The following is a 24,272-nucleotide window of genomic DNA, read 5'->3' as shown; positions in this document are numbered from 1 at the left end:
TTTCGAATTAAGTTTTGTGTCCCCATAATTCAGGATAAAAATATGGCAGCCAATACAACACCTTTAGATAAGTTCCGTAATATCGGGATCATCGCCCACATCGACGCGGGGAAGACCACGACGACCGAGCGCATCCTGTATTACACGGGGACCATCCACCGGATGGGCAATATCGACGATGGCAATACCACGATGGACTGGATGCCCCAGGAGCAGGAGCGCGGCATCACCATCACGTCCGCGGCGACCACCTGTTTCTGGAAGGACCACCGCATCAACATCATCGACACCCCGGGCCACGTGGATTTCACCATCGAGGTCGAGCGGTCCTTAAAAGTTTTGGACGGCGCGGTCATTGTCCTGTGCGCCTGTTCGGGCGTGCAGCCGCAAACCGAGACCGTTTATCGCCAGGCGGACAAGTATCACGTCCCCCGGATCGCCTTCATCAACAAGATCGACCGCATGGGCGCGGATTTCGACCGTGTGGTCGGCGAAATGCGCGAGCGTTTCGGTTCCAATGCCTCAGCCATTGTCTATAACGACGGGGCAGAGGATGCCTTCAAAGGCCTGATCGATGTCGTTAACGCCCAGTATATCCAATACAAAGATAAAGACGGCATGGAATTTGACCGCCTGCCTTTGCCCGAAGAGTTCAAAGAAAAGACGGCTAAATACCGCCATGAACTGGTCGAATGCCTGGCGGAAGTGGACGATGAGATGGCGGACCTGTACCTGCATGGCAAAGACATCAGCAAAGAACAGCTCATGAGCGCCATTCGCCGCGCCGTCATTGCCAGCAAGTTCATTCCGGTATTGACCGGTACGGCCCTTCGCAACAGAGGCGTACAATTGTTGTTGGATGCCGTCATTGATTTCCTTCCCTCTCCTTTAGATATTCCCCCCATGAAAGCACATAACCCCGATGACGCCCAAGAGATCATTCAGCGTAAAGCTGATGAAAATGAATCTCCGTTGGCCCTGGTTTTTAAGATCGCGTCCGATCCGTATGTGGGTAAGATCTTTTTCACCCGCATTTATGCCGGAAAATTCCTTCCCGGTCAATTGTATTTGAACTCTTCCAACGGCAAAAGAGAAAAAATTTCCAAGATCGTTGTCATGCATTCCAACAAGCAGGAGATCGTTTCTTCCGCCTGTGCCGGGGAGATCGTGGCTTTTGTGGGCTTAAAAGAAAGCAAGTCCGGCGATACGCTTTGCGCCGAGGACAAACCGGCCGTCCTGGAAGGCCTGAAGCCCCCGGAAGCCGTGGTGTCCCTGGCCATTGAGCCCAAGACCAAGGCGGACCAGGACAAGATGGGCATGGTCCTGCGCAAGTTCCTGGATGAAGACCCGTCGCTGCGCGTCAAATTTGACCATGAAACGTCCCAGACCATCATTTCCGGCATGGGGGAACTGCATCTGGAGATCATTGTGGACCGCATGAAGCGCGAAAATAACCTGGAGGCCAACGTCGGGCGTCCGGAAGTTGCTTATAAAGAAGCCATCACCAAGAAGGTCACCGGAGTCGCCGGCCAATACATTTCGCAAACGGGCGGCCGCGGTAAATACGGCTATGTCGTGATCGACGTTGAGCCCTCCGAAGGAGAGAACATCGGCAAAGGCGTTGTGTTCATCGATAAGATCAAGGGTGGGGCCATCCCGCGCGAATTCATCAAACCCGCGAAGGAAGGCATTGAGATGGGCGCGCAGAACGGCGTCCTGGCCGGTTATCCGGTCACGGACATCACGGTCACCCTGGTGGACGGTAAATATCACGATGTGGATTCTGATGAAATGTCGTTCCAGATCGCGGGCAAGCAGGCCATCAAAGAGGCCTTGCGCAGGGCCGGTTCCGTGTTCCAGGAACCGATCATGGCCCTTGAGATCGTGGTCCCCGAAGAGCATATAGGTAAAATTACAGGCGATCTGAACACGCGCCGGGCCAAGATCACCGAGCAGGGCAACCGCGGCAAATTGAAGACCGCGCGCGCCGACGTTCCTCTGGCGGAAATGTTCGGTTATGCCAATGACATGCGTTCTTTGACGCAGGGCCGGGCGTCGTTCTCGATGGAGCCGTCCTATTACGCGCAGGTGCCCAGATCGATCTCCGAGAAGATCATCGGCGCGCGCCAGGAATTTGTCGCAAAGGTATCGTAAAAAAATAAACGGAGGATCCGACAATGGCAAAAGAAAAATTTAACCGTAATAAACCGCACTTGAACATCGGGACGATCGGCCACGTCGACCATGGCAAGACGACGCTGTCCGCGGCCATCACCACTGTTTTAAGCAATAAAGGTCTGGCCCAGGCGCGCGCGTATGACACCATCGACAACGCTCCGGAAGAAAAAGAGCGCGGTGTCACCATCAATATCTCGCATCTTGAGTATGAGACCGAGATCCGCCATTATGCCCACATCGACTGCCCGGGACACGCCGACTACATCAAGAACATGATCACCGGCGCCGCGCAGATGGACGGGGCCATTCTGGTCGTTTCCGCCACGGACGGCCCGATGCCGCAGACCCGCGAGCACATCCTTTTGGCCCGCCAGGTCAACGTTCCGCGCATCGTCGTGTTCATGAACAAATGCGATCAGGTCGCCGACAAGGAATTATTGGACCTCGTTGAACTTGAAGTCCGCGATCTTTTGACCAAATACAAATTCGACGGGGACAAGACCCCGATCATCCGCGGTTCCGCTTTGGATGCCCTGAATAATCCGAAGGATTTCGAAGGCAAAGCCAAGCCGATCCTCGATCTGATGAAAGCCGTCGACGAATACATCCAGGCCCCTGTGCGTGAATTGGACAAACCGTTCATCATGGCGGTCGAGGACGTGTTCTCGATCTCCGGCCGCGGCACCGTGGCCACCGGCCGTATCGAGCGCGGACGCGTCAAGGTCAACGACGAAGTCCAGCTGATCGGTTTGCGCCCCGCCATCACGAGCGTCGTCGTGACCGGTGTGGAGATGTTCCGCAAGGAATTGGAAGACGGCCAGGCCGGCGACAATGTCGGTCTGCTGCTGCGCGGTGTTAACAAGGAAGACATTGAACGCGGCATGGTTTTGGCGGCCAAGGGCTCCATCACCCCGCACACCAAGTTCAAGGCCTCGGTGTATATCCTGACCAAGGAAGAAGGCGGCCGTCATACGCCGTTCTTCAAGGGGTATCGTCCGCAGTTCTATTTCCGGACCACGGACGTGACCGGTACGGCGGAATTGCCCGCGGGCGTTGAGATGTGCATGCCCGGCGATAACGTCCAGTTGATCGTTGAATTGATCACACCGGTGGCCATGGAGAAGGAATTGCGCTTCGCCATCCGTGAAGGCGGCCACACCGTCGGTGCAGGTGTTATTTCAGAAGTGATCAAATAAGGAATTCATGCAGAAGATCCGTATCAAATTAAAAGCGTTCGACCATCGGCTGATCGACCAGTCCACGCAGGAAATTGTGGACACGGCCATCCGCACCGGTGCCCAGGTTTTGGGGCCCGTGCCTTTGCCGACGAAGAAGGAGCTGTATACCGTGCTGCGTTCACCGGTCATCGACAAGAAAAGCCGTGAACAGTTCCAACTGGCGACGCATAAAAGATTGATCGACCTTGTGGACCCGACATCCAAGACCGTCGAGGCCCTGCGCAAGTTGAATTTGCCGGCCGGTGTCGACGTGGAGATCAAGCAATGATCCGCGGTTTAATGGGCAAAAAAGTGGGCATGACCCAGATCTTCGACAATGAGGGCAACATTGTTCCCGTCACCGTGGTCGAAGCCGGTCCCTGCACCATTTTGGGGTTGAGGGAAAAGCCCGTGTCCGCCAAAGGCGGATCCGCCTCCGGCGGAAAAGTGATTTTGGGCTATGCTCCTGTCAAAGAGACCCGTTTGAAAAAACCCGAAAGCGGTTTTTTTAAGAAGATCGGCGTCGCGCCTTTGAAGCATATCAATGAATTTTTTTCCTCCGACAACAAAGATTACAAAGTCGGCCAGGAATTGAAGGCCGACCTTTTCAAGGCCGGGGATTTCGTGGACGTCACCGGCACGTCCATCGGCAAAGGTTTCCAGGGCGGCATGGTGCGCTGGAACTGGAGTGGCGGTCCGGCCGCGCACGGCTCCATGCATCACCGCCGTGTTGGTTCCATCGGTGCGAGTTCCGACCCCTCGCGCGTCTATAAAGGCACGCATATGCCCGGCCACATGGGCGCGGACACCGTGACCGTGCAGAGCTTGCGCGTCATGAAGGTGGATGCCGGTAATAATTTGATCCTGGTCAAGGGCGCTGTCCCGGGCCACACCAACGCCATTATTTTGATCAATAGGTCCAAGAAGAAGGTTTTTCGCTCGCTTGAAGAGAAACAGGAGACCGTTGCCGTCAAGCGTAACCCGATGAAGCAGAGCAAGGCCTCTGTCGCCAAAACCACGAAGAAGTAAGGATGATATGCCGGAATTAGCCGTTGTTAACAGCGAAGGGAAAAAAAGCGCCAGCGTCAAATTGCCCGAAGAGCAGTTCGGCGTCCATGTCCATGACGCCGTCATTCACCAGGCCGTGGTCATGTACCGCGCCAATCAGCGCCAGGGCAATGTTTCCACCAAGGACCGGGGTGAAGTTTCCGGCGGCGGCAAAAAACCCTGGGCCCAGAAAGGCACAGGCCGCGCGCGCGCGGGTTCCAGCCGTTCGCCGTTGTGGAAAAAGGGTGGTATTGCGTTTGGGCCGAAACCACGCGATTTTTCTTTTGATGTTCCCCGCAAAGTGCGGATCGCGGCTTTGCGTGAATCCTTGAATGCCAAATTTTTAAGCAATGATCTGGTTTGCGTGGATGAGGTGTCCGTTCCTTCAGGAAAGACCAGGGATTTTTCCAAGATCCTCGCGGACGTCAAGGCCCAGGGCCGCGTTCTGGTCGTCATGGACGGGGTCGATGCCAAGACATTGTTGGCCGGCCGTAACCTCGCCCGCGTGACCTTGTCGCGCGCCAGCGATGTCAATGCGCTGGACATCATGAATAATAAAATGCTGCTGGTCACCAAAACGGCGATGCAAACGCTGCTCAAGAGGATCCAATGATCACCGCTTACGATATTTTAAAAGCGCTCGTGCGCACGGAAAAAGGAACGTCCCTGGAAAGCCAGGGCAAGTATTGTTTCCGCGTGACTCCCGAGGCGACCAAGATCGACGTCAAACGCGCGGTTGAGGAAATTTATAAGGTCAAGGTCGGATCCGTCAATACCGCCCGCGTGTCCGGCAAACTCAAGCGCGTGCGTTCCAGGAGCGGTTATACCACGGGTTGGAAAAAAGCGGTTGTGTCCCTGAAAGAGGGACAGAAGATCGAGGCTGTGTAAATGGGACTCAAGAGATTTAAACCGACAACGAACGGCGTGCGCCACGCGCTCATCAACGATTTTGCCGAGATCACTAGGGCCAAGCCGGAAAAGTCCCTGTTGCTGCCTTTGAAGAAAACCGGCGGCCGCAACTCCTATGGCCGTATCACCTCGCGCCATCGCGGGGCCGGCCACAAGCGCATGTACCGCATCATTGATTTCAAGCGCGATCGCATTGACGACCCGGCTGAGGTCTTGGCCATTGAATACGACCCTAACCGCACCGTGCGCATCGCCCTGATCCAGTACAAGAGCGACAAGGTCAAGGCCTATATTTTAGCTCCGCTCGATCTGAAAGCGGGAGAGACGGTTGTCAGCACCAACGATGCCGACGTGGAAATGAAGGCCGGCAATTGCATGCCGTTAAGGAAGGTCCCCCTGGGAACAGGCGTGCACAATATCGAAATAAAGCCGGGCAAGGGCGGCCAAATGGTCCGTTCCGCCGGCGCCTGCGCCCAATTGATCGCGCGCGAAGGGGCCATGGCCCATGTGCGTTTGCCGTCCAGCGAAGTGCGCAAGGTGTCCGTGGACTGCCGTGCCACCATCGGACAGTTGAGCAACGTGGAAAACGGGTCGATCTCCATCGGCAAGGCCGGCCGCAGCCGCTGGCTGGGCCGCCGTCCGCAGTCGCGCGGCGTTGTCATGAACCCTGTGGACCACCCGCACGGCGGCGGTGAAGGCAAGGCGCCGCAAGGTAACCCGCATCCGGTCACCCCGTGGGGCAAACCGACCAAGGGCTTCAGGACGCGCAAGCGTCGTAAATATTCCGACCCGTTCATCGTCAGGAGAAGGGCAAAAGGGGTAAGATAAATGTCACGTTCCATTAAAAAAGGCGCGTATGTCGAAGCATCTTTGATGCGCCGTTTTGACAAAGTCATCCAGAGCGGCCAGCGCCAGCCGATCAAGACCTGGTCGCGCCGTTCCACCATCATCCCGAATTTCGTCGGGTACACGTTCGCGGTGCACGACGGCCGCAAGCATGTGCCGGTGTTCATCACCGAGAACATGGTGGGTTTGAAACTCGGCGAGTTCGTGCCGACCCGCACGTTCAGGGCCCATGGCGGGGTCAAGGCCAAGAAGGCGATGCAGAAGAAGTAGGGACAAAATGATAGCCACAGCGCATGCAAAATTTTTGAGAATTTCGTCCATGAAGGTCCGTCAGGTCATTGATGCCATCCGCGGCAAAGATATTCCAACGAGCCTTGCCCTTTTGGCCCAGATCAACAAGGGCGGCACTTCTTTCGTGAAAAAGGTGTTGGATTCCGCGGTGAGCAATGCCAAACAAAAAGGTTTGGCTGAGGAACAGCTGTATGTTTCGAGGATCACGGCCAATCACGGCGGCGCCTGGAAGCGTTTCCGTGCCGCGTCTTTCGGCCGCGCCGCCCCGATCCTGCGCCGCACCACGCATTTGACGATCGAGCTGGACCTTAAAACAAAATAGGCATTTTTTAGGAGAGATCACCGTGGGACAAAAAGTTCATCCATTAGCATTGAGGCTCGGGTTCACCAAGAACTGGCGCAGCCTGTGGTTCGCTGAACGCAGGGATTTCTCCAAGAATATCCGGGAAGATTTCAAGATCCGCGAGTATATCAATGAAAAATTCAAGCAGGCCGCGGTATCCATGGTCGTGATCGAGCGTTTGGCCGAACAGGTCAAGGTCCGTATCCATTCCGCCCGTCCGGGTGTCATCATCGGCCGGAGGGGCGCTGACATCGACCGTCTGCGCGCTGATCTGGGCAAGATCACCAGCCGCGAGATCGCGATCGATATTCAGGAGATCAAAAACCCGTCCGTGGACGCCCAGTTGGTGGCCCAGAGCGTGGCCTTCCAGCTGGAGAAACGCGTGGCGTTCCGCCGTGCCATGAAGCGCGCCATTGAACAGGCCCGCGCGGCCGGTGCCAAAGGCATCAAGATCCGCTGCGCCGGACGTTTGGGCGGCGCGGAACTGGCCCGCACCGAAAAATATCATGAAGGCAAGGTCCCTTTACAGACCCTGCGCGCGGACATTGATTACGGTTTTGCGGAAGCGTTGACGACCTACGGTTTGCTGGGCGTGAAGGTCTGGATCTATAAGGGTGACGTGATCAAAGACCATCAGGAGATCGAGGAGCAGGCCCAGGCGGCTCTGGTCCCGGTCCAGCCCGCAGCGCCGGTTGTTGTTCCTATTGTGCCGGTTGTGCCTGAAGCGCCGGCCGCCGTTTAACGTAGGGGCGATGCTTGTCATCGCCCGGACAAGGAATTTTTTATGTTGTTAATGCCCAAAAGAGTCAAGTACCGCAAGAGCCAAAAGGGAAAATCCCGCGGCATCGCCGTGACCGGAAGCCAGATGCATTTCGGTGAATATGGCCTCAAGGCCCTGGAGAATGGGTTTCTCCCGGCGCGCCAGTTGGAGGCATCCCGCGTTGTCGTGGCCCGTAAACTGCACGGCACCGGAAAATTGTGGATCAGCGCGTTCCCGCACAAGTCCATCACCAAGAAACCCGCGGAAACCCGCATGGGCAAAGGCAAAGGGGACCTGGATCATTGGGTCGCGGTGGTCAGGCGGGGCAAGATCATTTTTGAACTCGGCGGCGTTCCCGCGGATTTCGCCAAACAGGTCCTGCGCCTGGTCGCTTTTAAATTGTCGCTGAGAACGAAATTTGTGACGCGTGAGGGGCACTAGAATGAAGATCAAAGAGTTGAAAGACCTGTCGCTTGAAGATCTGGCGGCCAAGGAAAAACAGATCAAGAAGGAACTGTTCGGCCTCAACAATCAGCGTCAGCTGGGCCGTGTCGAGAAACCGGCGTTGTTCAAGAAAGCCAAGAAAGACATTGCCCGTATCCTGACGGTCTTAAACGAAAGAAAGTCTAATGGAAAGAAATAACCATCGTCGCCTGTTAACGGCCGTTGTTGTCAGCGACAAGATGAACAAGACCCGTGTTGTGCGGGTGTCGCGGGTCAGCAAGCATGCCAAGTACGAAAAGTCGGTGCGCAGTTTTGCGAAGTATAAGGCGCATGACGAAGCCAACGCGACCAAGGTGGGGGATGTGGTGCGCATCATGGAAACCCGGCCGTTGTCCAAGGACAAGCGCTGGATCATCCAGGAAGTCATCGGCCCTTCGACGCAGATCAGGGCCGATGATGCTGAGCGTAGCGAAGCATCTCAGCACAGCGAAGCATCTGAGCAAAAGGCGTAAGCCATGATCCAACTCAAGACCATTTTAGATGTTGCCGACAATACCGGGGCCCGCAAGGCCTCTGTGATCGGCGTTCTTAAAGCCAAGGGGAAAATGTGGGCCAAGGTCGGCGATATCGTCAGGGTCAATATCAAGGAAAGCGCTCCGGATGCCGCGGTCAAGAAAGGCACCATGGCCAAGGGCATCGTCGTGCGCACCAAAAAGATGATCCACAGGCCCGACGGCACCCATGTCCGTTTTGATACCAACGCGGTGGTCATCATTGACGACGCCGGCAACCCCAAAGGGACCCGCGTCTTCGGGCCCGTGGCGCGTGAACTGCGCAATATGGAATACATGAAGATCATTTCTTTAGCACCAGAGGTGGTTTGATGTTACGTATCAAAAAAGACGATCAGGTGATGGTCATGGTGGGCAAGGACAAAGGCAAGACCGGCAAGGTCGTGTCTGTCCTGCCGAAAGAACGCAAGGCCGTCATTGAGAATATCAACGTGGTCAAAAAATCGGTGCGCAAAAGCGACACCTATCCCCAGGGCGGTTACATCGAACTGGAAAAGCCCGTATCCATGGCGAATTTGATGCTGGTGGACAAAAAGACCAATAAGCCCGTGCGTTTTTCCGCCAAGGTCCTGAATGACGGCGGCAAGATCCGCGTGGTCAGAAAAACCGGTGAAATGATATGATCCCGCGTTTGCAGGACAAATACCGTAAAGAAGTCATCCCCGTGATGCAAAAGAAGTTCGGGATCAAGAATCCCATGGCCGTTCCCCATATTGAAAAGATCGTGGTGAACATGGGTGTCGGGGAGGCCATTGCCGACGTGAAGATATTGGACCGCGCCGCTGTTGATCTGGCGACGATCACCGGCCAGAAACCGACGGTCCGCCGTTCCAAGAAAGCCATTTCCAACTTCAAATTGCGCGAGGACCTGCCTGTCGGCTGTAAGGTGACGCTGCGCCGTGGGCGCATGTATGAATTTATGGACCGTCTGGTCAATGTGTCCCTGCCCCGTATCCGTGACTTTAACGGTTTTTCCCGCAAGGCCTTTGACCGCGGCGGCAATTACACGCTGGGGATCACCGACCAGTCGATCTTTCCGGAGATCGATGCCGGCGCGCGTGACCATCGCGTTCAGGGAATGGACATCACCTTTGTCATTAAAGGCGGGGACCAGGAAAGAAATTTGGAATTGTTACAGTTGTTGGGCATGCCGTTCACAAAACAGGGATCATAAGGGAATTTATGGCAAAAAAAGGATTGATCAACAAATCATTAATGAAACCGAAATTTCCCGTCCGCCAGCATAACCGCTGCGGATTGTGCGGCCGTTCGCGCGGGTTTCTGCGCCGTTTCGGCACTTGCCGTATTTGCTTTCGGGAATTGGCCTGGAAAGGCGAGATCCCGGGCGTTAAGAAAGCGAGCTGGTAATGTCTGTTTCCGATCCGATCGCCGATACATTAACGATCATCCGCAATGCCCTTGGGGCGCGCAAGCAAACCGTGGAGTTTCGCGCTTCAAAACTGCTGGAGCGGGTGATGGGCATTTTCAAGAACGACGGTTATATCGAGGATTACCGCCTTTTGAAGGACAACAAGCAGGGGGTCCTGAAAGTATATTTGAAATACGCGGACAATAAGCCCGGCATCATAGGATTAAAACGCGTTTCCCGTCCAGGGCTTCGCGTGTACGCGGACAATGGCCGCATCCCGCGCGTCATCAGCGGCCTGGGTACGGCGGTGTTGTCCACGTCCAAAGGGATCATCACCGACCGCGAAGCCAGGAAGCTGAAGATCGGCGGCGAAGTGGTTTGTTATATTTGGTAGAGACGCAGCATTGCTGCGTCTGTACAGATAAAGGAATCCGTTATGTCACGCATCGCCAAAACACCCGTTGTCCTGCCCAAGAACGTCAAGGTTGATTTCGACGCGGCCAAGGTCAATATTGAGGGGCCCAGGGGAAAATTGTCCATGAACATCCCTTCCGGCGTCGTGTTGGAACATAAGGAAGACAAACTGTTCGTCAATCGCCTCAATGATACCGAACAGAGCAGGTCCAATCACGGGACGACCAAGCGCATCATCGCCAACATGTGCGAGGGGGTCACCAACGGCCACCGCAAGCAGTTGGAGATCCAGGGCGTCGGTTTTCGCGCCGCGGTGCAGGGCAATAAACTGGTCATGAGTTTAGGGTTCAGCCATCCGATCGAATATGAATTTCCCAAAGAGGTGAAGGTCACCTCTGCCAAACCGACGGAGATCGCCATTGAAGGCGTGGACAAGGCGCTCGTGGGCCTGGTCGCGGCCAAGATCCGCGAATTCAAGCCGCCGGAGCCGTATAAGGGCAAAGGCATCCGTTATGTCGGTGAATTTGTCAGGCGCAAACAGGGTAAGCAAGTGACGAAGTAGAGACGCAGCAATGCTGCGTCTGTACTTAAGCAAGGTTAAATATGTTATCCGTCAAAGAACATAAAAGATCAGCCCGCCACCAGCGCATCCGTAAGGGGCTAGCCGGAACACCCCAGCGGCCGCGTTTGTGCGTTCACCGCAGTTTGAACAATTTGCAGGCCCAGATCATCGACGATAGCGCGGGCAGGATCATTTTGGGCAAAAGCACGCTGGCCAAGGACGTGCGCGCCAAGATCAAGACAGGCGGTAACATCAATGCCGCCGCTGTTTTGGGCCAGACCCTGGCGGCCGAGGCTGTTAAGAAAGGGATCACTCAAGTGTGTTTTGACCGCGGAGGTTATTTATATCACGGGCGGATCAAAGCGTTCGCCGAAGCCGCGCGTAAAGCCGGACTGGAGTTTTAATGACCATGGAAGATCCGAACAAAGACGAAGAGGCCGCTGCCGAAGCCGTGGAACAGCCGGTGGTTTTACCCGAAGCAGCCGTCCAAACGCCGGCCGTTGTTCCAGCTGCCCCGGGGCAGCAGGGAGGCGGCGGCAGAAATCGCCGCGGTGGACGGGGAGAACAGCGCAGACCACCCAAAAAACAAGGATCTTTGTCCGACAGCGGGCTTATTGAAAAAGTGGTGTCCATTAACCGTGTGACCAAAACCAATAAAGGCGGGAAGCGTCTCTCGTTCTCCGCGCTGGTTGTTGTCGGCGACGGTAAAGGCAAGGTCGGTTACGGTTTAGGCAAGGCCGGTGAAGTGGCCGCTGCCATCAAGAAGGGCTTCAACACCGCTAAAAAAGAAATGATCGTCATCGCGCGGCGCGGCACGACGATCACCCATGAGATCCTGGGCTCCTGCGGTTCTGCCAAGGTCCTTTTGAAGCCAGCGTCCGAAGGGACCGGGGTCATCGCTTCCGGCGCGGTGCGCGCGGTTTGCGACGGCGCGGGTATTTCCAATATTTTGACCAAATGCCATCGTTCCAACAATCCCATCAACGTCGTGAAAGCGACGTTCGACGGGTTGTCGCGGTTGAAGGCCCAGAGAACATCAGTAGGGGCGATCATTGATCGCCCGTAAGGATATCCATATATGCAATCGCATCAGCTGAGGTCTCCATCAGGTTCCCGCAAGCGCAAGAAGATCGTCGGCCGCGGCCGCGGGACCGGGCACGGCAAACGTTCCGGACGCGGACAGACAGGTCAGAATTCCCGCTCCGGCCGCGGGGTCCTGCTCGGGTATGAAGGCGGACAGATGAGCCTTTTGCGCCGTTTGCCCAAGGTCGGGTTTAACAGCAAATGGCCGGCGGAATACCAGATCGTTGATGTCGAGGCCCTGAACCGTTTTGATGACGGCGCCGTGGTCGGTCCTGATTCGCTCAAAGACGCCCGTTTGATCAAGACCTTGCGCAGGCCCGTGAAGATCTTAAGCGATGGTGTGATCACTAAAAAATTGACCGTGCAGGCGCATCGTTTTTCCAAGACCGCCCAGGACAAGATCACCAAGGCCGGCGGGAAAGCGGAAGTTTTGACCCGGCAGGCCGTGAAATAACTTATCGATGATAGCCCAATTCCTCCAGGGGTTGACGAATTGTTTTAAGATCGAGGAATTGCGCAACAAGATCCTTTTTACCCTGGGGATCCTGGCGGTCTATCGCCTGGGTTGTTATATCCCGACCCCCGGCATCAACGGGGTGGCGCTCAATGAGTTCTTTGCGCGCATGGACAGCACCACCGGCGGCGGCAACGTGTTCTCCATCATGAACATGTTCTCCGGCGGGGCGTTGGGAAAATTGACGATCTTTTCTCTGGGGGTCATGCCGTATATCTCCAGCTCGATCATCATGCAGCTGTTGACGGCCGTGATCCCGTCCCTGGAGAAATTATCCAAGGAAGGCCAGGCGGGTTACCGGAAGATCAACCAGTTCACCCGTTACGGCACCGTGCTATTGTCCCTGGTGCAGTCATTTTTTATCGCTCTTTGGCTTGAAAGTCCTTCGACATTCGGCGGTTTGCAGATCGTCAACGATCCCGGCTGGGGTTTCAGGTTCACGAGCGTCATCACCCTGACCGCGGGCAGTGTATTTTTGATGTGGCTGGGCGAGCGCATCCAGGAACGGGGGGTCGGCAACGGCGTGTCCCTGATCATCACCGCGGGCATCATCTCCTCGGCGCCGACGGCGCTTCATTACCTGAATTTGTTATTGTCCTCTAAAAGCGGGGCCAGTCAATTGCAGCCGATCGCGCTGGTGCTGATGGTCTTTTTCCTCATTGCGGTCATCATTTCAACGACCATGGTGTCCCAGGGCCAGCGGCGCATCCCGGTCCAGTACGCGCGGCGCATGACGGGGACGCAGGCGACCGGAGGGTCCTCGACGTTCATCCCTTTGAAGGTGGACACCGCGGGCATCATCGCCATCATTTTCGCGCAATCCGTCATTCTTTTTCCGGCGACGATCGCGAGTTTCTGGCCCCAGGGCCCCTTGCAGCACGCGATGACATGGATCTCGCGCGGGAATTTCAGCTATTACGCCCTCTACGCGTTTTTGATCATTTTCTTTTGTTATTTTTACACGGCCATTGTTTTTAACCCCGTGGATGTTTCGGAAAATTTGAAGAAACATGGGGGGTTTGTCCCCGGCATACGTCCGGGCAAGGAAACCGCGGATCATCTGGATTATGTCCTGACGCGCGTCACCCTGGTCGGTGCTCTTTTTATTTGCTGCATCGCCGTCATGCCAGATGCCATCATGGCCTCGTTCAAAGTGCCGTATCTGGTGGCGTCCTTCTTCGGGGGCACGGGCGTTCTCATCACCGTCGGGGTCATGCTCGATACCATGAAGCAGGTCGAGTCGCATCTGCAGATGCACCATTACGAGGGCTTCATGAAAACGGGGCAGCTCCGGGGACGGCGATGAGGATCGTGCTTTTGGGTCCTCCGGGCGCGGGCAAAGGTTCTTTGGCAGGGTTCATCAAGGGCATGACGGGCATCGCGCACATTTCCACCGGCGATATGCTCCGTGAGGAGATGTCCGCCAAAGGCGGATCCGCCTCCGGCGGAAAAATTTCCGTCTTGGGCCAAGAAATCAAAGGTTTCGTTGAAAGGGGAGAATTGGTCCCCGATGACGTGGTCACGCGGCTGGTCCAGGAAAAAGTGAGCCATGACCCGGACCTGGCCCAAGGGTATATGCTCGACGGGTTTCCCCGCACGGTCAAGCAGGCCCAGGACCTGGACGCGATGCTGGCCAAGGCCAAAAAACCTTTGGATTTTGCTCTTTACATGCGGGCTGACCTGGACATCATCCTGATGCGCCTCACGGGCCGGCGGGTGTGCAAGACATGCGGCGCTCTTTACCATTTAACGAATAAACCGCCCAAGACGCAGGGCGTGTGCGACCTTTGCGGCGGACCAGTGTATCAGCGTTCCGACGATAATGAGGACACCATCCGCAAGCGCATGGATGTCTACGCCACCAGCACAAAACCTATTATCGATTATTATGCCAGGCAGAAAAAATTAAAAGAGGTCGACGGCAACGCCCAAACAACGGATGTGCGCGACCATTTGATCAGCATCCTCAATGACAACAAGCCAGATCAAGATCAAAAGCCCCGGCGAGATTGACATTTTACGCAAAGCTGGTAAAATTTTGTCTTCCATTATTGAGGAATTGAAGGGCTCTTTAACAGTTGGAATGACGACCAAGGGCATTGACGCCAGGGCCGAAGCGCTGGTCAAGCGGCACAACGTGCTCCCCGCGTTCAAGGGCTATCACGGGTTCCCCGCGTCGGCCTGCATTTCGGTCAATGAGGGGGTGGTGCACGGCATTCCCGGCGGGTATGTCCTCAAAGAGGGCGATATTGTCAGCCTTGATGTGGGCATTATCCACGACGATTATTATTCCGATACCGCCGTGACGGTCCCGATCGGCCGTGTGGCCCCCGAGACCCAACGCCTGCTGCAGGTGGCCCAAGCGTCCTTGTATAAGGGCATTGAACAGGCGCGCGCGGACAACCGGCTCTCTGATATTTCTTTTGCCGTGCAAAGTTATGTGGAATTGCACGGATTTTCGGTGGTGCGGGATTTTGTCGGACACGGCATCGGCAGGCAATTGCACGAAGACCCGGAGATCCCTAATTACGGCCCGCCCCATCAGGGGCCTGTTTTGAAACCGGGGATGGTGCTGGCCATAGAGCCCATGGTCAACATGGGAACGCACCGGACGAAGATATTGAAAGACGGCTGGACCGTGGTGACCGCGGACGGTCAACCGTCCGCTCATTTTGAGCATACGGTTGTCGTCACAGCCCAGGGGCCGGAAATACTGACACAATAGCTTATGGCCAAAGAAGACCTGATCGAAGTCGAAGGAGTCGTGGGAGAGGCGCTTCCCAATGCCATGTTCCGCGTTGTTCTGGACAACGGCCATAAGGTCCTGGCGCATGTTTCGGGGAAGATCCGCATGAATTTCATCCGGATATTGCCCGGCGATAAAGTGAAAGTGGAACTTTCCCCGTACGACTTGAGCCGGGGGCGGATCACATTCAGATTGAAATGAGGAATAAAAAATGAAGGTCAAATCATCCGTTAAAAGGATTTGCGGCAATTGCAAGATCGTCCGTCGCAAGAGGGTCGTGCGGGTCATCTGCATCAACCCCAAACATAAGCAAAGACAAGGATAACAACGTATGCCGAGAATTTTAGGGATAGATCTTCCCAAAGAAAAGCGCATCGAGGCCGCCCTTCCTTATATATACGGGATCGGGCCGACCCGTTCTAAAAATATTTTGACGCAAGCGCAGGTCAGCGTGGACAAGCGCGCCAAGGACCTCACCGAAGAGGAGATCACGCGGATCACCACCATCATCCAGAAGGGCTTTGTCGTTGAAGGCGATCTGCGCCGTGAGAACAACGAGAACATACGCCGGCACATGGAAATGGGGTCTTACCGCGGCCTGCGTCATCGCAAGGGTTTGCCTGTGCGCGGTCAGCGCACCAAGACCAATGCCCGTACCCGCAAGGGCAAAAAAGCGGTCACGGGACATATCATCCAGAAGGCGGAGGCCCCGGCCGCCAAAAAGCCGAATAAGGAATAAAAATTTATGGCCACAAAACCTGAACAACCCGAACAACAAAAACAACAGCAACAGCAGCCCCTCGTCAAGAAAGCTGCCAAGGCCCGCAAAAAATCCCTCAAAGGGATCACCAGCGGCATTGTCACCATTCAGGCGACGTTCAACAATACCATCATCACCATCAGTGACAAGCAGGGCAATACCATCGTTTGGGCGACGCCGGGCCTGGTCGGTTTCCACGGTTCCAAGAAAAGCACGCCGTTCGCGGCGCAGATCGCGGCCACCGATGCCGCCCGCAGGGCCAAGGAATTGGGTTTGATGAGCGTGGATGTTTTTGTCAGAGGACCCGGTTCAGGCCGCGAGTCCGCGATCCGCGCGCTGGCAGGGGCAGGCTTGATGGTGACGTCTATCAAGGACGTGACGCCCATCCCGCATAACGGATGCCGTCAGCGCAAAAAGCGCAGGGTATAAAATAGGATGTCATTCCCGAATGCTTCTGTCGGGAATCCAGACACTAGCCAACTCTGGACCCCCGATAAAAACATTCGGGGGTGACAAAATGAATCGAGAGGAAATACAAGAATATGGGACGTGATTTAGGACCAGATTGCCGTTTGTGCCGCCGGGAAGGCGAGAAACTTTTCTTGAAAGGCGCGCGTTGCTATACGCATAAATGCGCCATATCCCGCCGGGAATATCCCCCAGGCCAGCATGGGTTAAGGAGGACGACCAAACTGTCGAATTTCGGCGTCCAACTGCGCGAAAAACAGAAGGTCAAGCGCATTTACGGCGTGCTTGAAAAGCAGTTCAGGAATTATTTCATCAAGGCGGTGAGCACCAAGGGTGTCGCCGGCACCGTGCTTTTACAATTTTTGGAACGCCGTTTGGACAGTGTTGTGTTCAATCTGGGTTTCGCGAAGTCCCGCACGGATGCCCGCCAGATCGTCAGCCATAATCACGTGGCCGTCAACGGACGGCGCGTGAACATCGCTTCTTTCTTGGTCAAACCCAATGACATTGTGGAGATCAAGACCGACGCCAAGACGACCGGCACCATCAAGGTCAACGTTGAGGTGACCAAGGAGCGCAAGGTCCCCGCCTGGCTTGAGGCGGACGCGGCAAATTTGAAGGGCAAAGTCGTGCGCGTCCCGATGCGTGAGGACATTGGTTTTCCCATCAACGAGCAATTGATCGTCGAGCTTTATTCAAGGTAAATCACGGAGGATAAGACAATGGGTGTTAAATGGCGTGATTTTCAGATGCCGAAACGTTTGGACTGCGAAGAGTCCGGCTATACCAATATTTATGGAAAATTCATTGCTGAACCCTTTGAGCGCGGTTATGGCGTGACCCTGGGCAATTCCCTGCGCCGTATTTTATTGTCCTCCATTGAAGGCAGCGCGGTCACGTCCATCCGCATTGAGGGCGTGTCGCACGAATTTTCCACCATGCCCGGCGTCCTGGAGTCCGTGACCGAGATCGTCCTGAACATCAAAGGGCTCATCGTGCGTTCGCATTCCAAGGCCCCCAAGACGGTTTATGTCAAGGCCAATAAAAAAGGCGAGATCAGGGCCAAGGACATCATCTTTGACGAGGTCATCGAGCTTTTGAATCCCGAACACCACGTCGCCACGTTGACGCAGGACATTCCTTTTAACATGGAACTGGAGATCGCCCGCGGCCGCGGTTATGTTCCGGCGGACCAGAACAAAAAAGAAGGCGCGCCTTTGGGCACCATCGCGGTGGATTCCATTTTCACCCCCATCGTGAAGGTGAATTTTACCGTTGAGAATACCCGCGTGGGACAGCGCACCGATTATGACCGCCTGCTGTTGGAAATTTTCACCAATGGGGCCATTAACCCCAAAGAAGCGCTTTTGTACGGGGCCAACATCCTCCAGCGCCATTTGGACGTGTTTGTCGCCTATGGTCAGTTGCCCGAAGAGGAAGTGGAGGAGGAGGAGGTCTCCGCCGAGGAAGAGGCCTTGTATACCAAACTGCGCCTTCCCATCTCCGAACTGGAGCTCTCCGTGCGTTCGTCCAACTGCCTGAAGGACGCCAATATCAAGACCATCGGGGACCTGGTCAAACGCCAGGAAGCCGAACTTCTGGAATTCCGTAATTTCGGAAAGAAATCGCTGACCGAGATCGCCGAATTGCTCAAAGGCATGGGCCTTGCTTTGGGGATGAAGGTTGATTCGAAGAAATTGAAAGCAAAGAGCGGATCATGAGACATAGGAAAGCAGGGAACCGTCTAAGCCGTAATCAAAGTTTGCGCAAGGCCACCTTGCGCGACATGGCCAAGGCGACGCTGATCCAGGAGCGCATCTGCACCACGCGCGCCAAGGCCAAAGAGGCCAGAAAACTCATTGACCGGCTCATCACGCTGGGTAAGAGGGACACGCTGGCCGCCCGCCGTCGGGCGTTCGCCATCCTGTGCGACCATGTCCTGGTGTCCCGGCTTTTTAAAGAGACGTCCCCGCGTTTCAAAGAGCGTCCGGGTGGATACACCCGCATCATTCCTTTTAATCAACGTGCCGGTGATAATGCCCAGCTGGTGTTCCTGGAATTGACGGAAAAAAGCCGGACCATCATCAGCGGCCAGAAAAGATCCAAGGCCAAGGAAGAAATAGCGCCTGCTGCCAAAGAACCGGCCAAAATTCCGGCAGCGGAAGGCCATTCCAAGGCGGAGATCAAGGGCGCGGCCCCGCACGTTTCTAAACCCACCGGGATCAGGAAATTTTTCCAGCGCAAAACCGGCGCGGAATAAAAGATGCTCCAAGTCAATCGCCGCATCAAAGACATCGTCGGTTCCACGACGCTGGCCATCACGGCCCGCGCCAAGGAACTGCAGGCGGCGGACCACGACGTGGTCAATTTTGCCGCCGGCGAGCCCGATTTTGACACCCCGGATCTCATCAAACAGGCCGGCATCAAGGCCATCCAGTCCGGCCAGACCAAATACACCCCTTCCATCGGCACGCAGGAATTGCGCGAAGCCATTGCCGCCAAATTCTTCAAAGACAACCAACTTGTCCTTAAGCCCGAACAGATCGTCGTGTCCTGCGGGGCCAAACATTCCATATTTAATCTTATCCAGGTGCTGGTGGACGACGGCGACGAGGTATTGTTTCAGGCACCGTATTGGGTGAGTTACCCTGAGATGGTCAAGGCCGCGGGGGGCAGGTCGGTCATCATCCCGACGGACGCGTCCAGCGCCTTTAAGATCACGCAAGCACTTCTTAACAAATATTTAAGCCCCAAGACCAAGGTTTTGATCTTGAATTCCCCGTCCAACCCGACGGGGGTCATGTATGACAGATCTGAACTGGAAGCCATCGCCGCCATCTGTGTGGCGCACAAAATTTACGTGATTAGTGATGAAATCTACGAGAAACTGGTTTATGATAGCAATGAATTTGTTTCCATCGCTTCTTTGAACAAAGAGATCTTTGAGCGCACGATCACCGTCAATGGCGTTTCCAAGGCCTATGCCATGACCGGGTGGCGCATCGGTTACGCGGCCGGACCCATGGAAGTCATGGAATACGTCAAGAAATTCCAGGACCATTCCACGTCCAACCCGGCGTCCATGAGCCAGGCGGCCGCGGTCGCGGCCCTGAAGGCCTCGGATGAAAGCATCGAGGCCATGCGCAAGGTTTTTGAGACCCGTCGTGATCTGATGCTCAAATGCCTGGACGGGATCCCGGAGATCAGTTATATCCGTCCCCAAGGCACCTTCTATGTTTTTTGTGATTGTTCCAAGATCGGCGGCGCGGCCATCGCGTCCAAAATGCTCGACGATGTTAAAGTGGCCGTCATCCCGGGGGACAGTTTCGGCGCCCCGGAGCATATCCGTTTGAGTTTTTCCACGTCCGAATCCAGGATCAAAGAAGGGGTTGACCGCATGGCCCGTTGGATCAAAGCCAGCGGCGAGTCCCGATATGGAAAAAAACACCACACTGCGTGACCTTCTGCTGTTAGCCATCCAGGAAAATGCTTCTGATCTGCATTTGACCGATGGGACCCCGCCGGTCTTAAGGATCGACGGTGAATTGGTCATGCTCAAGCGCTCCCCGCTGGCCCGCCAGGACATGCAGGAGATGATCTTCAGCGTCCTTTCGCAGGGCCAAAAAGAACAATTCGAACAAAACAAGGAACTTGATTTTTCTCTGGCCATGACCGGACTGGACCGTTTTCGCGTCAACGTGCACATCCAGCGCGGGGCCGTGGAAGCGGCATTCCGGCGCGTGTCATTGTTCATCCCCACTATTGAGGAATTGCATCTGCCGTCCATCGTGGCGGACCTGGCGCGCGGACACAGCGGCCTGGTCCTCATCACCGGCCCCACCGGCACGGGCAAGACCACGACGCTGGCGGCCATGGTGAATTTGATCAATACCGAACGTTCCTGTGTGATCATCAGCATTGAAGACCCTATCGAATACATCCACGTCAATAAGAGATCCATCGTCAAGCAAAGGGAAGTGTACCGCGACACCAACTCTTTCGCCGAGGCCCTGCGCCGCTGCCTGCGCCAGGACCCGGACGTCATCGTCGTTGGGGAAATGCGCGACCTGGAAACGATCTCCACGGCCCTGACCGCGGCGGAAACAGGCCATCTTGTTTTGGGGACCATCCACACGCCTGACGCGCCCCAGACCATTGAGCGCATCATTGACGTGTTCCCGCCGTATCAGCAGCAGCAGGTGCGCCTGCAATTGGCCTCGGCTTTGCAGGGGGTCATTTCCCAGCAATTGGTGCCGCACGCCTCCGGCCGTGGCCGCGTCATGGCCCCGGAGATCATGATCGCCACCCCCGGCATCCGCAATATGATCCGTGAGGGGGCGGTCGAGCAGATCCGCACCGCCATACAGACAGGCGCCCAGTACGGCATGAAGACGATGGACAAATCCCTTAAGGAACTCTGTGACAAAGGGACGATCACCTACGAGACCGCTGTCGCGCACGCCTATAATCTCGACGAGTTAAAAAGTTTATTGAAGAAGTAGAGACGCAGCAATGCTGCGTCTGTACGATATAATGAAGGAATCATGGGACATAAAGTCACCATTTTACCCGGCGACGGGATAGGGCCGGAAGTGACCCGGGCGATGCAGGCCTGTGTTGAGGCCGCCGGCGTCAAAATTGACTGGGAAGTCCAGCAGGTGGGGGAATTTTCCATCCGCAAAAGCGGCAAGCCGCTGACCGACGAGGTCATTGAGTCCATCCGCCGCAACAAAACCGCCATCAAAGGGCCCATTTCAACGCCCATCGGCAAGGGTTTCCGCTCGGTCAACGTGCAGTTGCGCCAGGCCCTGGACCTCTATGCCTGCGTGCGCCCCTGTGTTTATTATGAAGGGACCAAGACGCCGGTCAAGAACGTGGACCTGGTGATCTTTCGCGAAAACACCGAAGACCTTTACGCGGGCATTGAATTTGAACAAGGAACGCCGGAATGCGATCAGTTGCGCGAAAAGATCAACAGCATGTCGGCCAAAAAGATCCGCGAGGACTCCGCCATTTCCATCAAGCCCATCTCCGCGACGGCCTCCAGGCGCATCGTGCGCGCCGCCTTCGCGTACGCCCTCAAGAACGGCCGCAAGAAGATCACCGCCGTGCACAAGGCCAATATCATGAAATTCACCGACGGGATCTTTTTGAAGTGCGCCCAGGAAGTGGCGCAGGAATATAAGGGCCGCGTCGAGTTCAATGACTGCATCGTGGACAATATGTGCATGCAATTGGTGCAGCACCCGCATTTGTACGACATGCTCGTTTTGCCGAATTTGTACGGGGACATCGTTTCGGACCTGTGCGCGGGCCTGACCGGCGGTTTGGGCATTGCCCCGGGCGCCAATTACGGGGACAATATCGCCCTGTTTGAGCCGGTGCACGGATCAGCCCCCAAGTACGCGGGCCAGAACAAGGTCAATCCCACGGCCTGTATCCTTTCAAGCGTCCTGATGCTCAAACATCTGGGGGAGGCGGATGCCGCCATTCGTTTGGAGAACGCGGTCCGCAAGGTCCTTAAAGAGGGCAAGAGCGTCACCTATGATCTTAAAGATGACCGCAATGACCCCACCGCTGTCGGCACACAGCAAATGGCCGAGGCGATCTGTAAAGCATTGTAATTTTAGCAGGATATGGTAAAAGAAAAGGGGACACAATACCTGCCTGCCGGCAGGCAGGAAGTGTCCCCTTTTAATTTTTGTTTATGAATAACTTTATCATTGAAGATTGGGGCCTCATCGATCACGCGGCTGCGGTCAAACGCCAGCGCGCGGTGGTGCAGGAGGTCATTGCCGGCGGCCCCCAGCGTCTTGTTTTCTGCGAACATCCGCTGGTGCTGACCTTGGGCCGCATGTTCAAGCCGGACAGTCTTCTTTACACCCGCGAGGATATTTTAAGCCGGGGGGTCAGCATTGTGCCCGTGGACCGCGGGGGAGACGTAACGCTCCACGCGCCGGGACAATTGATCGTGTACGTCATGGCGGATTTGAACCGTTATGGGCGTGACCTTAAGGTCTATCTTGAGCATATCGAACAAGTTGCGGTTGATTTATTGAAGGATTTTGATATATTGGCAATGAGCATGCCCGGCCAGCGGGGTGTTTTCATTAACAGGAATAAGATCATTTCCATCGGCGTCGGGGTGCGCAGATGGGTGACGTATCACGGTTTGGGAATCAACGTCAACACCGACCTGTCTTTGTTTGACCTCATCAAGCCATGCGGGCTTGACGTGCGCATGACTTCCATCGCCCAATTGAAAGGCGGCCCGGTGGCCATGGGTGACGTTAAGGAAAAATTCACGCGGCATTTTTGCCGTCAATTCGGGGGACACAATACTTAATTCAACCAATAATAAGAATCAGGAATTAAGTATTGTGTCCCCATAATTAATATGGTTGAAATCATTTTACCAGAATTGGGCGAAGGCGTCACCAAGGCCACGGTGGCCTGCTGGCACGTGAAGCCGGGCCAGAGCGTCGAGGCGGGCCAGGACGTGGTGGAGGTGGTGACGGACAAGGCCTCGTTCAACGTCCAAGCCCCGGTCAAAGGCCGGTTAAAGGCCGTTTTTGTGCCCGAAGGCAAGGACGGCAGCGTCGGGGCCGCTCTGGGGGCCATCGAGTGATGGAACGCAAACCCAAACGGGTTTTGTTGATGTACATTTCCCAGGTCTCGGGGCATCGCCAGAGCGCCGCGGCCATCCAGAGGTCCCTCAAAGCCCTTGACCCCGATTGTGAAGTGATGAACATCAACGGGTTCGGTTATATTTACCCGATCATGGAAAAGATCATCAACACCGCCTACATGGGGGTGATCAAGCGGGTCCCGCAAATTTGGGAATACCTCTACGACAATCCCAAGGTCATCAAGGCCTCTGAAAATTGGAAACAGAAAATACACAAGTCCTCCCATAAGAAGCTCAAGCCCCTCATTGACGAATTCAAGCCCGATGTGGTCATCTGCACGCAGGCCTTCCCCTGCGGCATGGTGGCGGATTACAAAGTGACCCATGACCTTGCTTTCAAGGTCATTGGCGTTCTGACGGATTTTGCCCCGCATTTGTATTGGCTTCATGAAGGGGTCGATTCCTACATCGTTCCTTCCGAGGAGGCGAAAGAGCGTTACGTGAAGGAAGGCATACCGCCTAAGAAAATAAAAGTGTTCGGCATTCCCATCCGCATGAAATTCGCCGAAAAACTGGACAAAGCGGCCCTCGGCCGCCGGCTGGGCCTTGATGCCCGTGTCCCGACGGTGCTGGTCATGGGCGGGGGGCAGGGTCTGGGCCCCATGAAAGACGCGGTCAAATCCATGCTTTTTTTAGAGCGGCCTTTGCAGATCATTGTGATCGCGGGGACCAACGTCAAACTCACCCGCTGGCTCAAGAAGATCCAGCGCAAGACATCCAAGACGGTCATTTTTTACGATTATGCCGATAATGTCGACGAGTTAATGGAGGTTTCCACCCTGATCATCAGCAAGCCCGGCGGCATGACCACCAGCGAATGCCTGGCCAAGGGACTGCCCATGGTCATCGTGGACCCCATCCCGGGGCAGGAAGAACGCAACTCCCGGTTCCTGGTGTCCAACGGCATCGCGGTGCGCGTCGACGACAAAAACAGGATCGGCCCGGCCATTGACGCGCTTTTGAACGACCCCGCGAAGATCAAGGCCATGCGCGAGGCCGCGCTGGCCAAGGGCAGGCCGATGGCGGCCGAACACATCGCCCGTTTTGTTCTGGATATATAA

General features: G+C 55.6%; 38 protein-coding genes. All 38 read left to right on the top strand.

What is annotated here, in order from left to right:
* Positions 1–42 precede the first annotated feature (42 nt).
* On the top strand, positions 43–2,154 hold the full coding sequence (fusA, locus tag Q7K71_00910) for an elongation factor G (GenBank protein ID MDO8674664.1): 2,112 nt from the start codon (positions 43–45) through the stop codon (positions 2,152–2,154).
* Between the two features lie 23 nt (positions 2,155–2,177).
* Positions 2,178–3,374 carry an elongation factor Tu gene (tuf, locus tag Q7K71_00905; protein MDO8674663.1) on the top strand — a complete coding sequence of 399 codons (1,197 nt, stop codon included), beginning with the start codon at positions 2,178–2,180 and terminating at the stop codon, positions 3,372–3,374.
* A gap of 7 nt (positions 3,375–3,381) precedes the next feature.
* Positions 3,382–3,684, top strand: coding sequence for a 30S ribosomal protein S10 (gene rpsJ / locus Q7K71_00900; protein ID MDO8674662.1), 303 nt, complete (start codon positions 3,382–3,384; stop codon positions 3,682–3,684).
* Positions 3,684–4,424: a 50S ribosomal protein L3 gene (rplC, locus tag Q7K71_00895; protein ID MDO8674661.1), complete on the top strand. Its 741-nt coding sequence runs from the start codon at positions 3,684–3,686 to the stop codon at positions 4,422–4,424. Before rpsJ ends, rplC begins: the two co-directional genes overlap by 1 nt.
* 7 nt (positions 4,425–4,431) lie before the next feature.
* Positions 4,432–5,055 (top strand): 50S ribosomal protein L4, encoded by a 624-nt coding sequence (gene rplD, locus Q7K71_00890; protein ID MDO8674660.1) that lies wholly within the window; start codon positions 4,432–4,434, stop codon positions 5,053–5,055.
* A complete protein-coding gene (gene rplW / locus Q7K71_00885; protein ID MDO8674659.1) occupies positions 5,052–5,330 on the top strand; it encodes a 50S ribosomal protein L23 in 279 nt (92 codons plus the stop codon). Before rplD ends, rplW begins: the two co-directional genes overlap by 4 nt.
* Positions 5,331–6,179, top strand: a complete 849-nt coding sequence (rplB, locus tag Q7K71_00880; protein ID MDO8674658.1) for a 50S ribosomal protein L2 — start codon at positions 5,331–5,333, stop codon at positions 6,177–6,179. It begins immediately after the preceding gene.
* Positions 6,180–6,467 (top strand): 30S ribosomal protein S19, encoded by a 288-nt coding sequence (rpsS, locus tag Q7K71_00875; protein MDO8674657.1) that lies wholly within the window; start codon positions 6,180–6,182, stop codon positions 6,465–6,467.
* 7 nt (positions 6,468–6,474) lie between these two features.
* Positions 6,475–6,810: a 50S ribosomal protein L22 gene (gene rplV / locus Q7K71_00870; GenBank protein MDO8674656.1), complete on the top strand. Its 336-nt coding sequence runs from the start codon at positions 6,475–6,477 to the stop codon at positions 6,808–6,810.
* 22 nt (positions 6,811–6,832) lie between these two features.
* Positions 6,833–7,573, top strand: coding sequence for a 30S ribosomal protein S3 (gene rpsC, locus Q7K71_00865; protein ID MDO8674655.1), 741 nt, complete (start codon positions 6,833–6,835; stop codon positions 7,571–7,573).
* A gap of 45 nt (positions 7,574–7,618) precedes the next feature.
* A complete protein-coding gene (gene rplP, locus Q7K71_00860; protein ID MDO8674654.1) occupies positions 7,619–8,032 on the top strand; it encodes a 50S ribosomal protein L16 in 414 nt (137 codons plus the stop codon).
* Between the two features lies 1 nt (position 8,033).
* Complete coding sequence (rpmC, locus tag Q7K71_00855) at positions 8,034–8,234, top strand: 50S ribosomal protein L29 (protein MDO8674653.1); 201 nt, start codon at positions 8,034–8,036, stop codon at positions 8,232–8,234.
* Positions 8,221–8,547, top strand: coding sequence for a 30S ribosomal protein S17 (gene rpsQ / locus Q7K71_00850; protein ID MDO8674652.1), 327 nt, complete (start codon positions 8,221–8,223; stop codon positions 8,545–8,547). Before rpmC ends, rpsQ begins: the two co-directional genes overlap by 14 nt.
* Before the next feature lie 3 nt (positions 8,548–8,550).
* Positions 8,551–8,919, top strand: a complete 369-nt coding sequence (gene rplN / locus Q7K71_00845) for a 50S ribosomal protein L14 (protein ID MDO8674651.1) — start codon at positions 8,551–8,553, stop codon at positions 8,917–8,919.
* Positions 8,919–9,230, top strand: a complete 312-nt coding sequence (rplX, locus tag Q7K71_00840) for a 50S ribosomal protein L24 (GenBank protein MDO8674650.1) — start codon at positions 8,919–8,921, stop codon at positions 9,228–9,230. Before rplN ends, rplX begins: the two co-directional genes overlap by 1 nt.
* On the top strand, positions 9,227–9,781 hold the full coding sequence (gene rplE, locus Q7K71_00835) for a 50S ribosomal protein L5 (protein MDO8674649.1): 555 nt from the start codon (positions 9,227–9,229) through the stop codon (positions 9,779–9,781). The genes rplX and rplE overlap by 4 nt, the downstream gene beginning before the upstream one ends.
* An 8-nt stretch (positions 9,782–9,789) precedes the next feature.
* Positions 9,790–9,975: a type Z 30S ribosomal protein S14 gene (locus tag Q7K71_00830; GenBank protein MDO8674648.1), complete on the top strand. Its 186-nt coding sequence runs from the start codon at positions 9,790–9,792 to the stop codon at positions 9,973–9,975.
* Positions 9,975–10,370 (top strand): 30S ribosomal protein S8, encoded by a 396-nt coding sequence (rpsH, locus tag Q7K71_00825; GenBank protein ID MDO8674647.1) that lies wholly within the window; start codon positions 9,975–9,977, stop codon positions 10,368–10,370. Before Q7K71_00830 ends, rpsH begins: the two co-directional genes overlap by 1 nt.
* 42 nt (positions 10,371–10,412) lie before the next feature.
* The gene (gene rplF / locus Q7K71_00820) at positions 10,413–10,952 is read left to right on the top strand and encodes a 50S ribosomal protein L6 (protein MDO8674646.1); all 540 of its coding nucleotides are present in this window, start codon (positions 10,413–10,415) and stop codon (positions 10,950–10,952) included.
* 41 nt (positions 10,953–10,993) lie between these two features.
* A complete protein-coding gene (gene rplR, locus Q7K71_00815) occupies positions 10,994–11,356 on the top strand; it encodes a 50S ribosomal protein L18 (protein ID MDO8674645.1) in 363 nt (120 codons plus the stop codon).
* 191 nt (positions 11,357–11,547) lie between these two features.
* Positions 11,548–12,018, top strand: a complete 471-nt coding sequence (rpsE, locus tag Q7K71_00810) for a 30S ribosomal protein S5 (GenBank protein ID MDO8674644.1) — start codon at positions 11,548–11,550, stop codon at positions 12,016–12,018.
* Between the two features lie 12 nt (positions 12,019–12,030).
* The gene (rplO, locus tag Q7K71_00805; protein ID MDO8674643.1) at positions 12,031–12,489 is read left to right on the top strand and encodes a 50S ribosomal protein L15; all 459 of its coding nucleotides are present in this window, start codon (positions 12,031–12,033) and stop codon (positions 12,487–12,489) included.
* 7 nt (positions 12,490–12,496) lie between these two features.
* Positions 12,497–13,855 (top strand): preprotein translocase subunit SecY, encoded by a 1,359-nt coding sequence (secY, locus tag Q7K71_00800; GenBank protein MDO8674642.1) that lies wholly within the window; start codon positions 12,497–12,499, stop codon positions 13,853–13,855.
* A complete protein-coding gene (locus Q7K71_00795) occupies positions 13,852–14,562 on the top strand; it encodes an adenylate kinase (GenBank protein MDO8674641.1) in 711 nt (236 codons plus the stop codon). The genes secY and Q7K71_00795 overlap by 4 nt, the downstream gene beginning before the upstream one ends.
* On the top strand, positions 14,519–15,274 hold the full coding sequence (gene map / locus Q7K71_00790) for a type I methionyl aminopeptidase (GenBank protein ID MDO8674640.1): 756 nt from the start codon (positions 14,519–14,521) through the stop codon (positions 15,272–15,274). Before Q7K71_00795 ends, map begins: the two co-directional genes overlap by 44 nt.
* A gap of 3 nt (positions 15,275–15,277) precedes the next feature.
* Positions 15,278–15,496 (top strand): translation initiation factor IF-1, encoded by a 219-nt coding sequence (infA, locus tag Q7K71_00785; GenBank protein ID MDO8674639.1) that lies wholly within the window; start codon positions 15,278–15,280, stop codon positions 15,494–15,496.
* A 10-nt stretch (positions 15,497–15,506) separates the two neighbouring features.
* Entirely contained in the window at positions 15,507–15,620 is a 114-nt protein-coding gene (gene rpmJ, locus Q7K71_00780) for a 50S ribosomal protein L36 (GenBank protein ID MDO8674638.1), read from the top strand.
* Between the two features lie 6 nt (positions 15,621–15,626).
* Positions 15,627–16,034: a 30S ribosomal protein S13 gene (rpsM, locus tag Q7K71_00775; protein MDO8674637.1), complete on the top strand. Its 408-nt coding sequence runs from the start codon at positions 15,627–15,629 to the stop codon at positions 16,032–16,034.
* A 6-nt stretch (positions 16,035–16,040) separates the two neighbouring features.
* Positions 16,041–16,484 (top strand): 30S ribosomal protein S11, encoded by a 444-nt coding sequence (rpsK, locus tag Q7K71_00770; GenBank protein ID MDO8674636.1) that lies wholly within the window; start codon positions 16,041–16,043, stop codon positions 16,482–16,484.
* A gap of 113 nt (positions 16,485–16,597) precedes the next feature.
* Positions 16,598–17,227: a 30S ribosomal protein S4 gene (gene rpsD, locus Q7K71_00765; GenBank protein ID MDO8674635.1), complete on the top strand. Its 630-nt coding sequence runs from the start codon at positions 16,598–16,600 to the stop codon at positions 17,225–17,227.
* Between the two features lie 18 nt (positions 17,228–17,245).
* Positions 17,246–18,244 (top strand): DNA-directed RNA polymerase subunit alpha, encoded by a 999-nt coding sequence (locus Q7K71_00760; protein MDO8674634.1) that lies wholly within the window; start codon positions 17,246–17,248, stop codon positions 18,242–18,244.
* The gene (gene rplQ / locus Q7K71_00755) at positions 18,241–18,783 is read left to right on the top strand and encodes a 50S ribosomal protein L17 (protein MDO8674633.1); all 543 of its coding nucleotides are present in this window, start codon (positions 18,241–18,243) and stop codon (positions 18,781–18,783) included. The genes Q7K71_00760 and rplQ overlap by 4 nt, the downstream gene beginning before the upstream one ends.
* 3 nt (positions 18,784–18,786) lie before the next feature.
* Positions 18,787–19,983: a pyridoxal phosphate-dependent aminotransferase gene (locus Q7K71_00750; protein MDO8674632.1), complete on the top strand. Its 1,197-nt coding sequence runs from the start codon at positions 18,787–18,789 to the stop codon at positions 19,981–19,983.
* Positions 19,958–21,025 carry a PilT/PilU family type 4a pilus ATPase gene (locus Q7K71_00745; GenBank protein ID MDO8674631.1) on the top strand — a complete coding sequence of 356 codons (1,068 nt, stop codon included), beginning with the start codon at positions 19,958–19,960 and terminating at the stop codon, positions 21,023–21,025. The genes Q7K71_00750 and Q7K71_00745 overlap by 26 nt, the downstream gene beginning before the upstream one ends.
* Before the next feature lie 42 nt (positions 21,026–21,067).
* The gene (locus Q7K71_00740) at positions 21,068–22,147 is read left to right on the top strand and encodes an isocitrate/isopropylmalate dehydrogenase family protein (protein MDO8674630.1); all 1,080 of its coding nucleotides are present in this window, start codon (positions 21,068–21,070) and stop codon (positions 22,145–22,147) included.
* 83 nt (positions 22,148–22,230) lie between these two features.
* Positions 22,231–22,869, top strand: a complete 639-nt coding sequence (lipB, locus tag Q7K71_00735; protein ID MDO8674629.1) for a lipoyl(octanoyl) transferase LipB — start codon at positions 22,231–22,233, stop codon at positions 22,867–22,869.
* 51 nt (positions 22,870–22,920) lie between these two features.
* Positions 22,921–23,151: a lipoyl domain-containing protein gene (locus tag Q7K71_00730; protein ID MDO8674628.1), complete on the top strand. Its 231-nt coding sequence runs from the start codon at positions 22,921–22,923 to the stop codon at positions 23,149–23,151.
* Entirely contained in the window at positions 23,151–24,272 is a 1,122-nt protein-coding gene (locus Q7K71_00725; protein MDO8674627.1) for a glycosyltransferase, read from the top strand. Before Q7K71_00730 ends, Q7K71_00725 begins: the two co-directional genes overlap by 1 nt.

This window comes from Candidatus Omnitrophota bacterium (assembly GCA_030650275.1).
GTDB lineage: Bacteria > Omnitrophota > Gorgyraeia > Zapsychrales > Fredricksoniimonadaceae > JACPXN01.
The sequence above is the reverse complement of the archived record's forward strand: the minus strand, read 5'-3'. Positions and strand labels throughout refer to the sequence as shown.

Coding starts and splice junctions, on each gene's coding strand:
- fusA (MDO8674664.1), top strand. CDS start 43: ATGGCAGCCAATACAACACCTTTAGATAAGTTCCGTAATATCGGGATC.
- tuf (MDO8674663.1), top strand. CDS start 2,178: ATGGCAAAAGAAAAATTTAACCGTAATAAACCGCACTTGAACATCGGG.
- rpsJ (MDO8674662.1), top strand. CDS start 3,382: ATGCAGAAGATCCGTATCAAATTAAAAGCGTTCGACCATCGGCTGATC.
- rplD (MDO8674660.1), top strand. CDS start 4,432: ATGCCGGAATTAGCCGTTGTTAACAGCGAAGGGAAAAAAAGCGCCAGC.
- rplW (MDO8674659.1), top strand. CDS start 5,052: ATGATCACCGCTTACGATATTTTAAAAGCGCTCGTGCGCACGGAAAAA.
- rplB (MDO8674658.1), top strand. CDS start 5,331: ATGGGACTCAAGAGATTTAAACCGACAACGAACGGCGTGCGCCACGCG.
- rpsS (MDO8674657.1), top strand. CDS start 6,180: ATGTCACGTTCCATTAAAAAAGGCGCGTATGTCGAAGCATCTTTGATG.
- rplV (MDO8674656.1), top strand. CDS start 6,475: ATGATAGCCACAGCGCATGCAAAATTTTTGAGAATTTCGTCCATGAAG.
- rpmC (MDO8674653.1), top strand. CDS start 8,034: ATGAAGATCAAAGAGTTGAAAGACCTGTCGCTTGAAGATCTGGCGGCC.
- rpsQ (MDO8674652.1), top strand. CDS start 8,221: ATGGAAAGAAATAACCATCGTCGCCTGTTAACGGCCGTTGTTGTCAGC.
- rplN (MDO8674651.1), top strand. CDS start 8,551: ATGATCCAACTCAAGACCATTTTAGATGTTGCCGACAATACCGGGGCC.
- rplX (MDO8674650.1), top strand. CDS start 8,919: ATGTTACGTATCAAAAAAGACGATCAGGTGATGGTCATGGTGGGCAAG.
- rplE (MDO8674649.1), top strand. CDS start 9,227: ATGATCCCGCGTTTGCAGGACAAATACCGTAAAGAAGTCATCCCCGTG.
- Q7K71_00830 (MDO8674648.1), top strand. CDS start 9,790: ATGGCAAAAAAAGGATTGATCAACAAATCATTAATGAAACCGAAATTT.
- rpsH (MDO8674647.1), top strand. CDS start 9,975: ATGTCTGTTTCCGATCCGATCGCCGATACATTAACGATCATCCGCAAT.
- rplF (MDO8674646.1), top strand. CDS start 10,413: ATGTCACGCATCGCCAAAACACCCGTTGTCCTGCCCAAGAACGTCAAG.
- rplR (MDO8674645.1), top strand. CDS start 10,994: ATGTTATCCGTCAAAGAACATAAAAGATCAGCCCGCCACCAGCGCATC.
- rplO (MDO8674643.1), top strand. CDS start 12,031: ATGCAATCGCATCAGCTGAGGTCTCCATCAGGTTCCCGCAAGCGCAAG.
- secY (MDO8674642.1), top strand. CDS start 12,497: ATGATAGCCCAATTCCTCCAGGGGTTGACGAATTGTTTTAAGATCGAG.
- Q7K71_00795 (MDO8674641.1), top strand. CDS start 13,852: ATGAGGATCGTGCTTTTGGGTCCTCCGGGCGCGGGCAAAGGTTCTTTG.
- map (MDO8674640.1), top strand. CDS start 14,519: ATGACAACAAGCCAGATCAAGATCAAAAGCCCCGGCGAGATTGACATT.
- infA (MDO8674639.1), top strand. CDS start 15,278: ATGGCCAAAGAAGACCTGATCGAAGTCGAAGGAGTCGTGGGAGAGGCG.
- rpmJ (MDO8674638.1), top strand. CDS start 15,507: ATGAAGGTCAAATCATCCGTTAAAAGGATTTGCGGCAATTGCAAGATC.
- rpsM (MDO8674637.1), top strand. CDS start 15,627: ATGCCGAGAATTTTAGGGATAGATCTTCCCAAAGAAAAGCGCATCGAG.
- rpsK (MDO8674636.1), top strand. CDS start 16,041: ATGGCCACAAAACCTGAACAACCCGAACAACAAAAACAACAGCAACAG.
- rpsD (MDO8674635.1), top strand. CDS start 16,598: ATGGGACGTGATTTAGGACCAGATTGCCGTTTGTGCCGCCGGGAAGGC.
- Q7K71_00760 (MDO8674634.1), top strand. CDS start 17,246: ATGGGTGTTAAATGGCGTGATTTTCAGATGCCGAAACGTTTGGACTGC.
- rplQ (MDO8674633.1), top strand. CDS start 18,241: ATGAGACATAGGAAAGCAGGGAACCGTCTAAGCCGTAATCAAAGTTTG.
- Q7K71_00750 (MDO8674632.1), top strand. CDS start 18,787: ATGCTCCAAGTCAATCGCCGCATCAAAGACATCGTCGGTTCCACGACG.
- Q7K71_00745 (MDO8674631.1), top strand. CDS start 19,958: ATGGAAAAAAACACCACACTGCGTGACCTTCTGCTGTTAGCCATCCAG.
- Q7K71_00740 (MDO8674630.1), top strand. CDS start 21,068: ATGGGACATAAAGTCACCATTTTACCCGGCGACGGGATAGGGCCGGAA.
- lipB (MDO8674629.1), top strand. CDS start 22,231: ATGAATAACTTTATCATTGAAGATTGGGGCCTCATCGATCACGCGGCT.
- Q7K71_00730 (MDO8674628.1), top strand. CDS start 22,921: ATGGTTGAAATCATTTTACCAGAATTGGGCGAAGGCGTCACCAAGGCC.
- Q7K71_00725 (MDO8674627.1), top strand. CDS start 23,151: ATGGAACGCAAACCCAAACGGGTTTTGTTGATGTACATTTCCCAGGTC.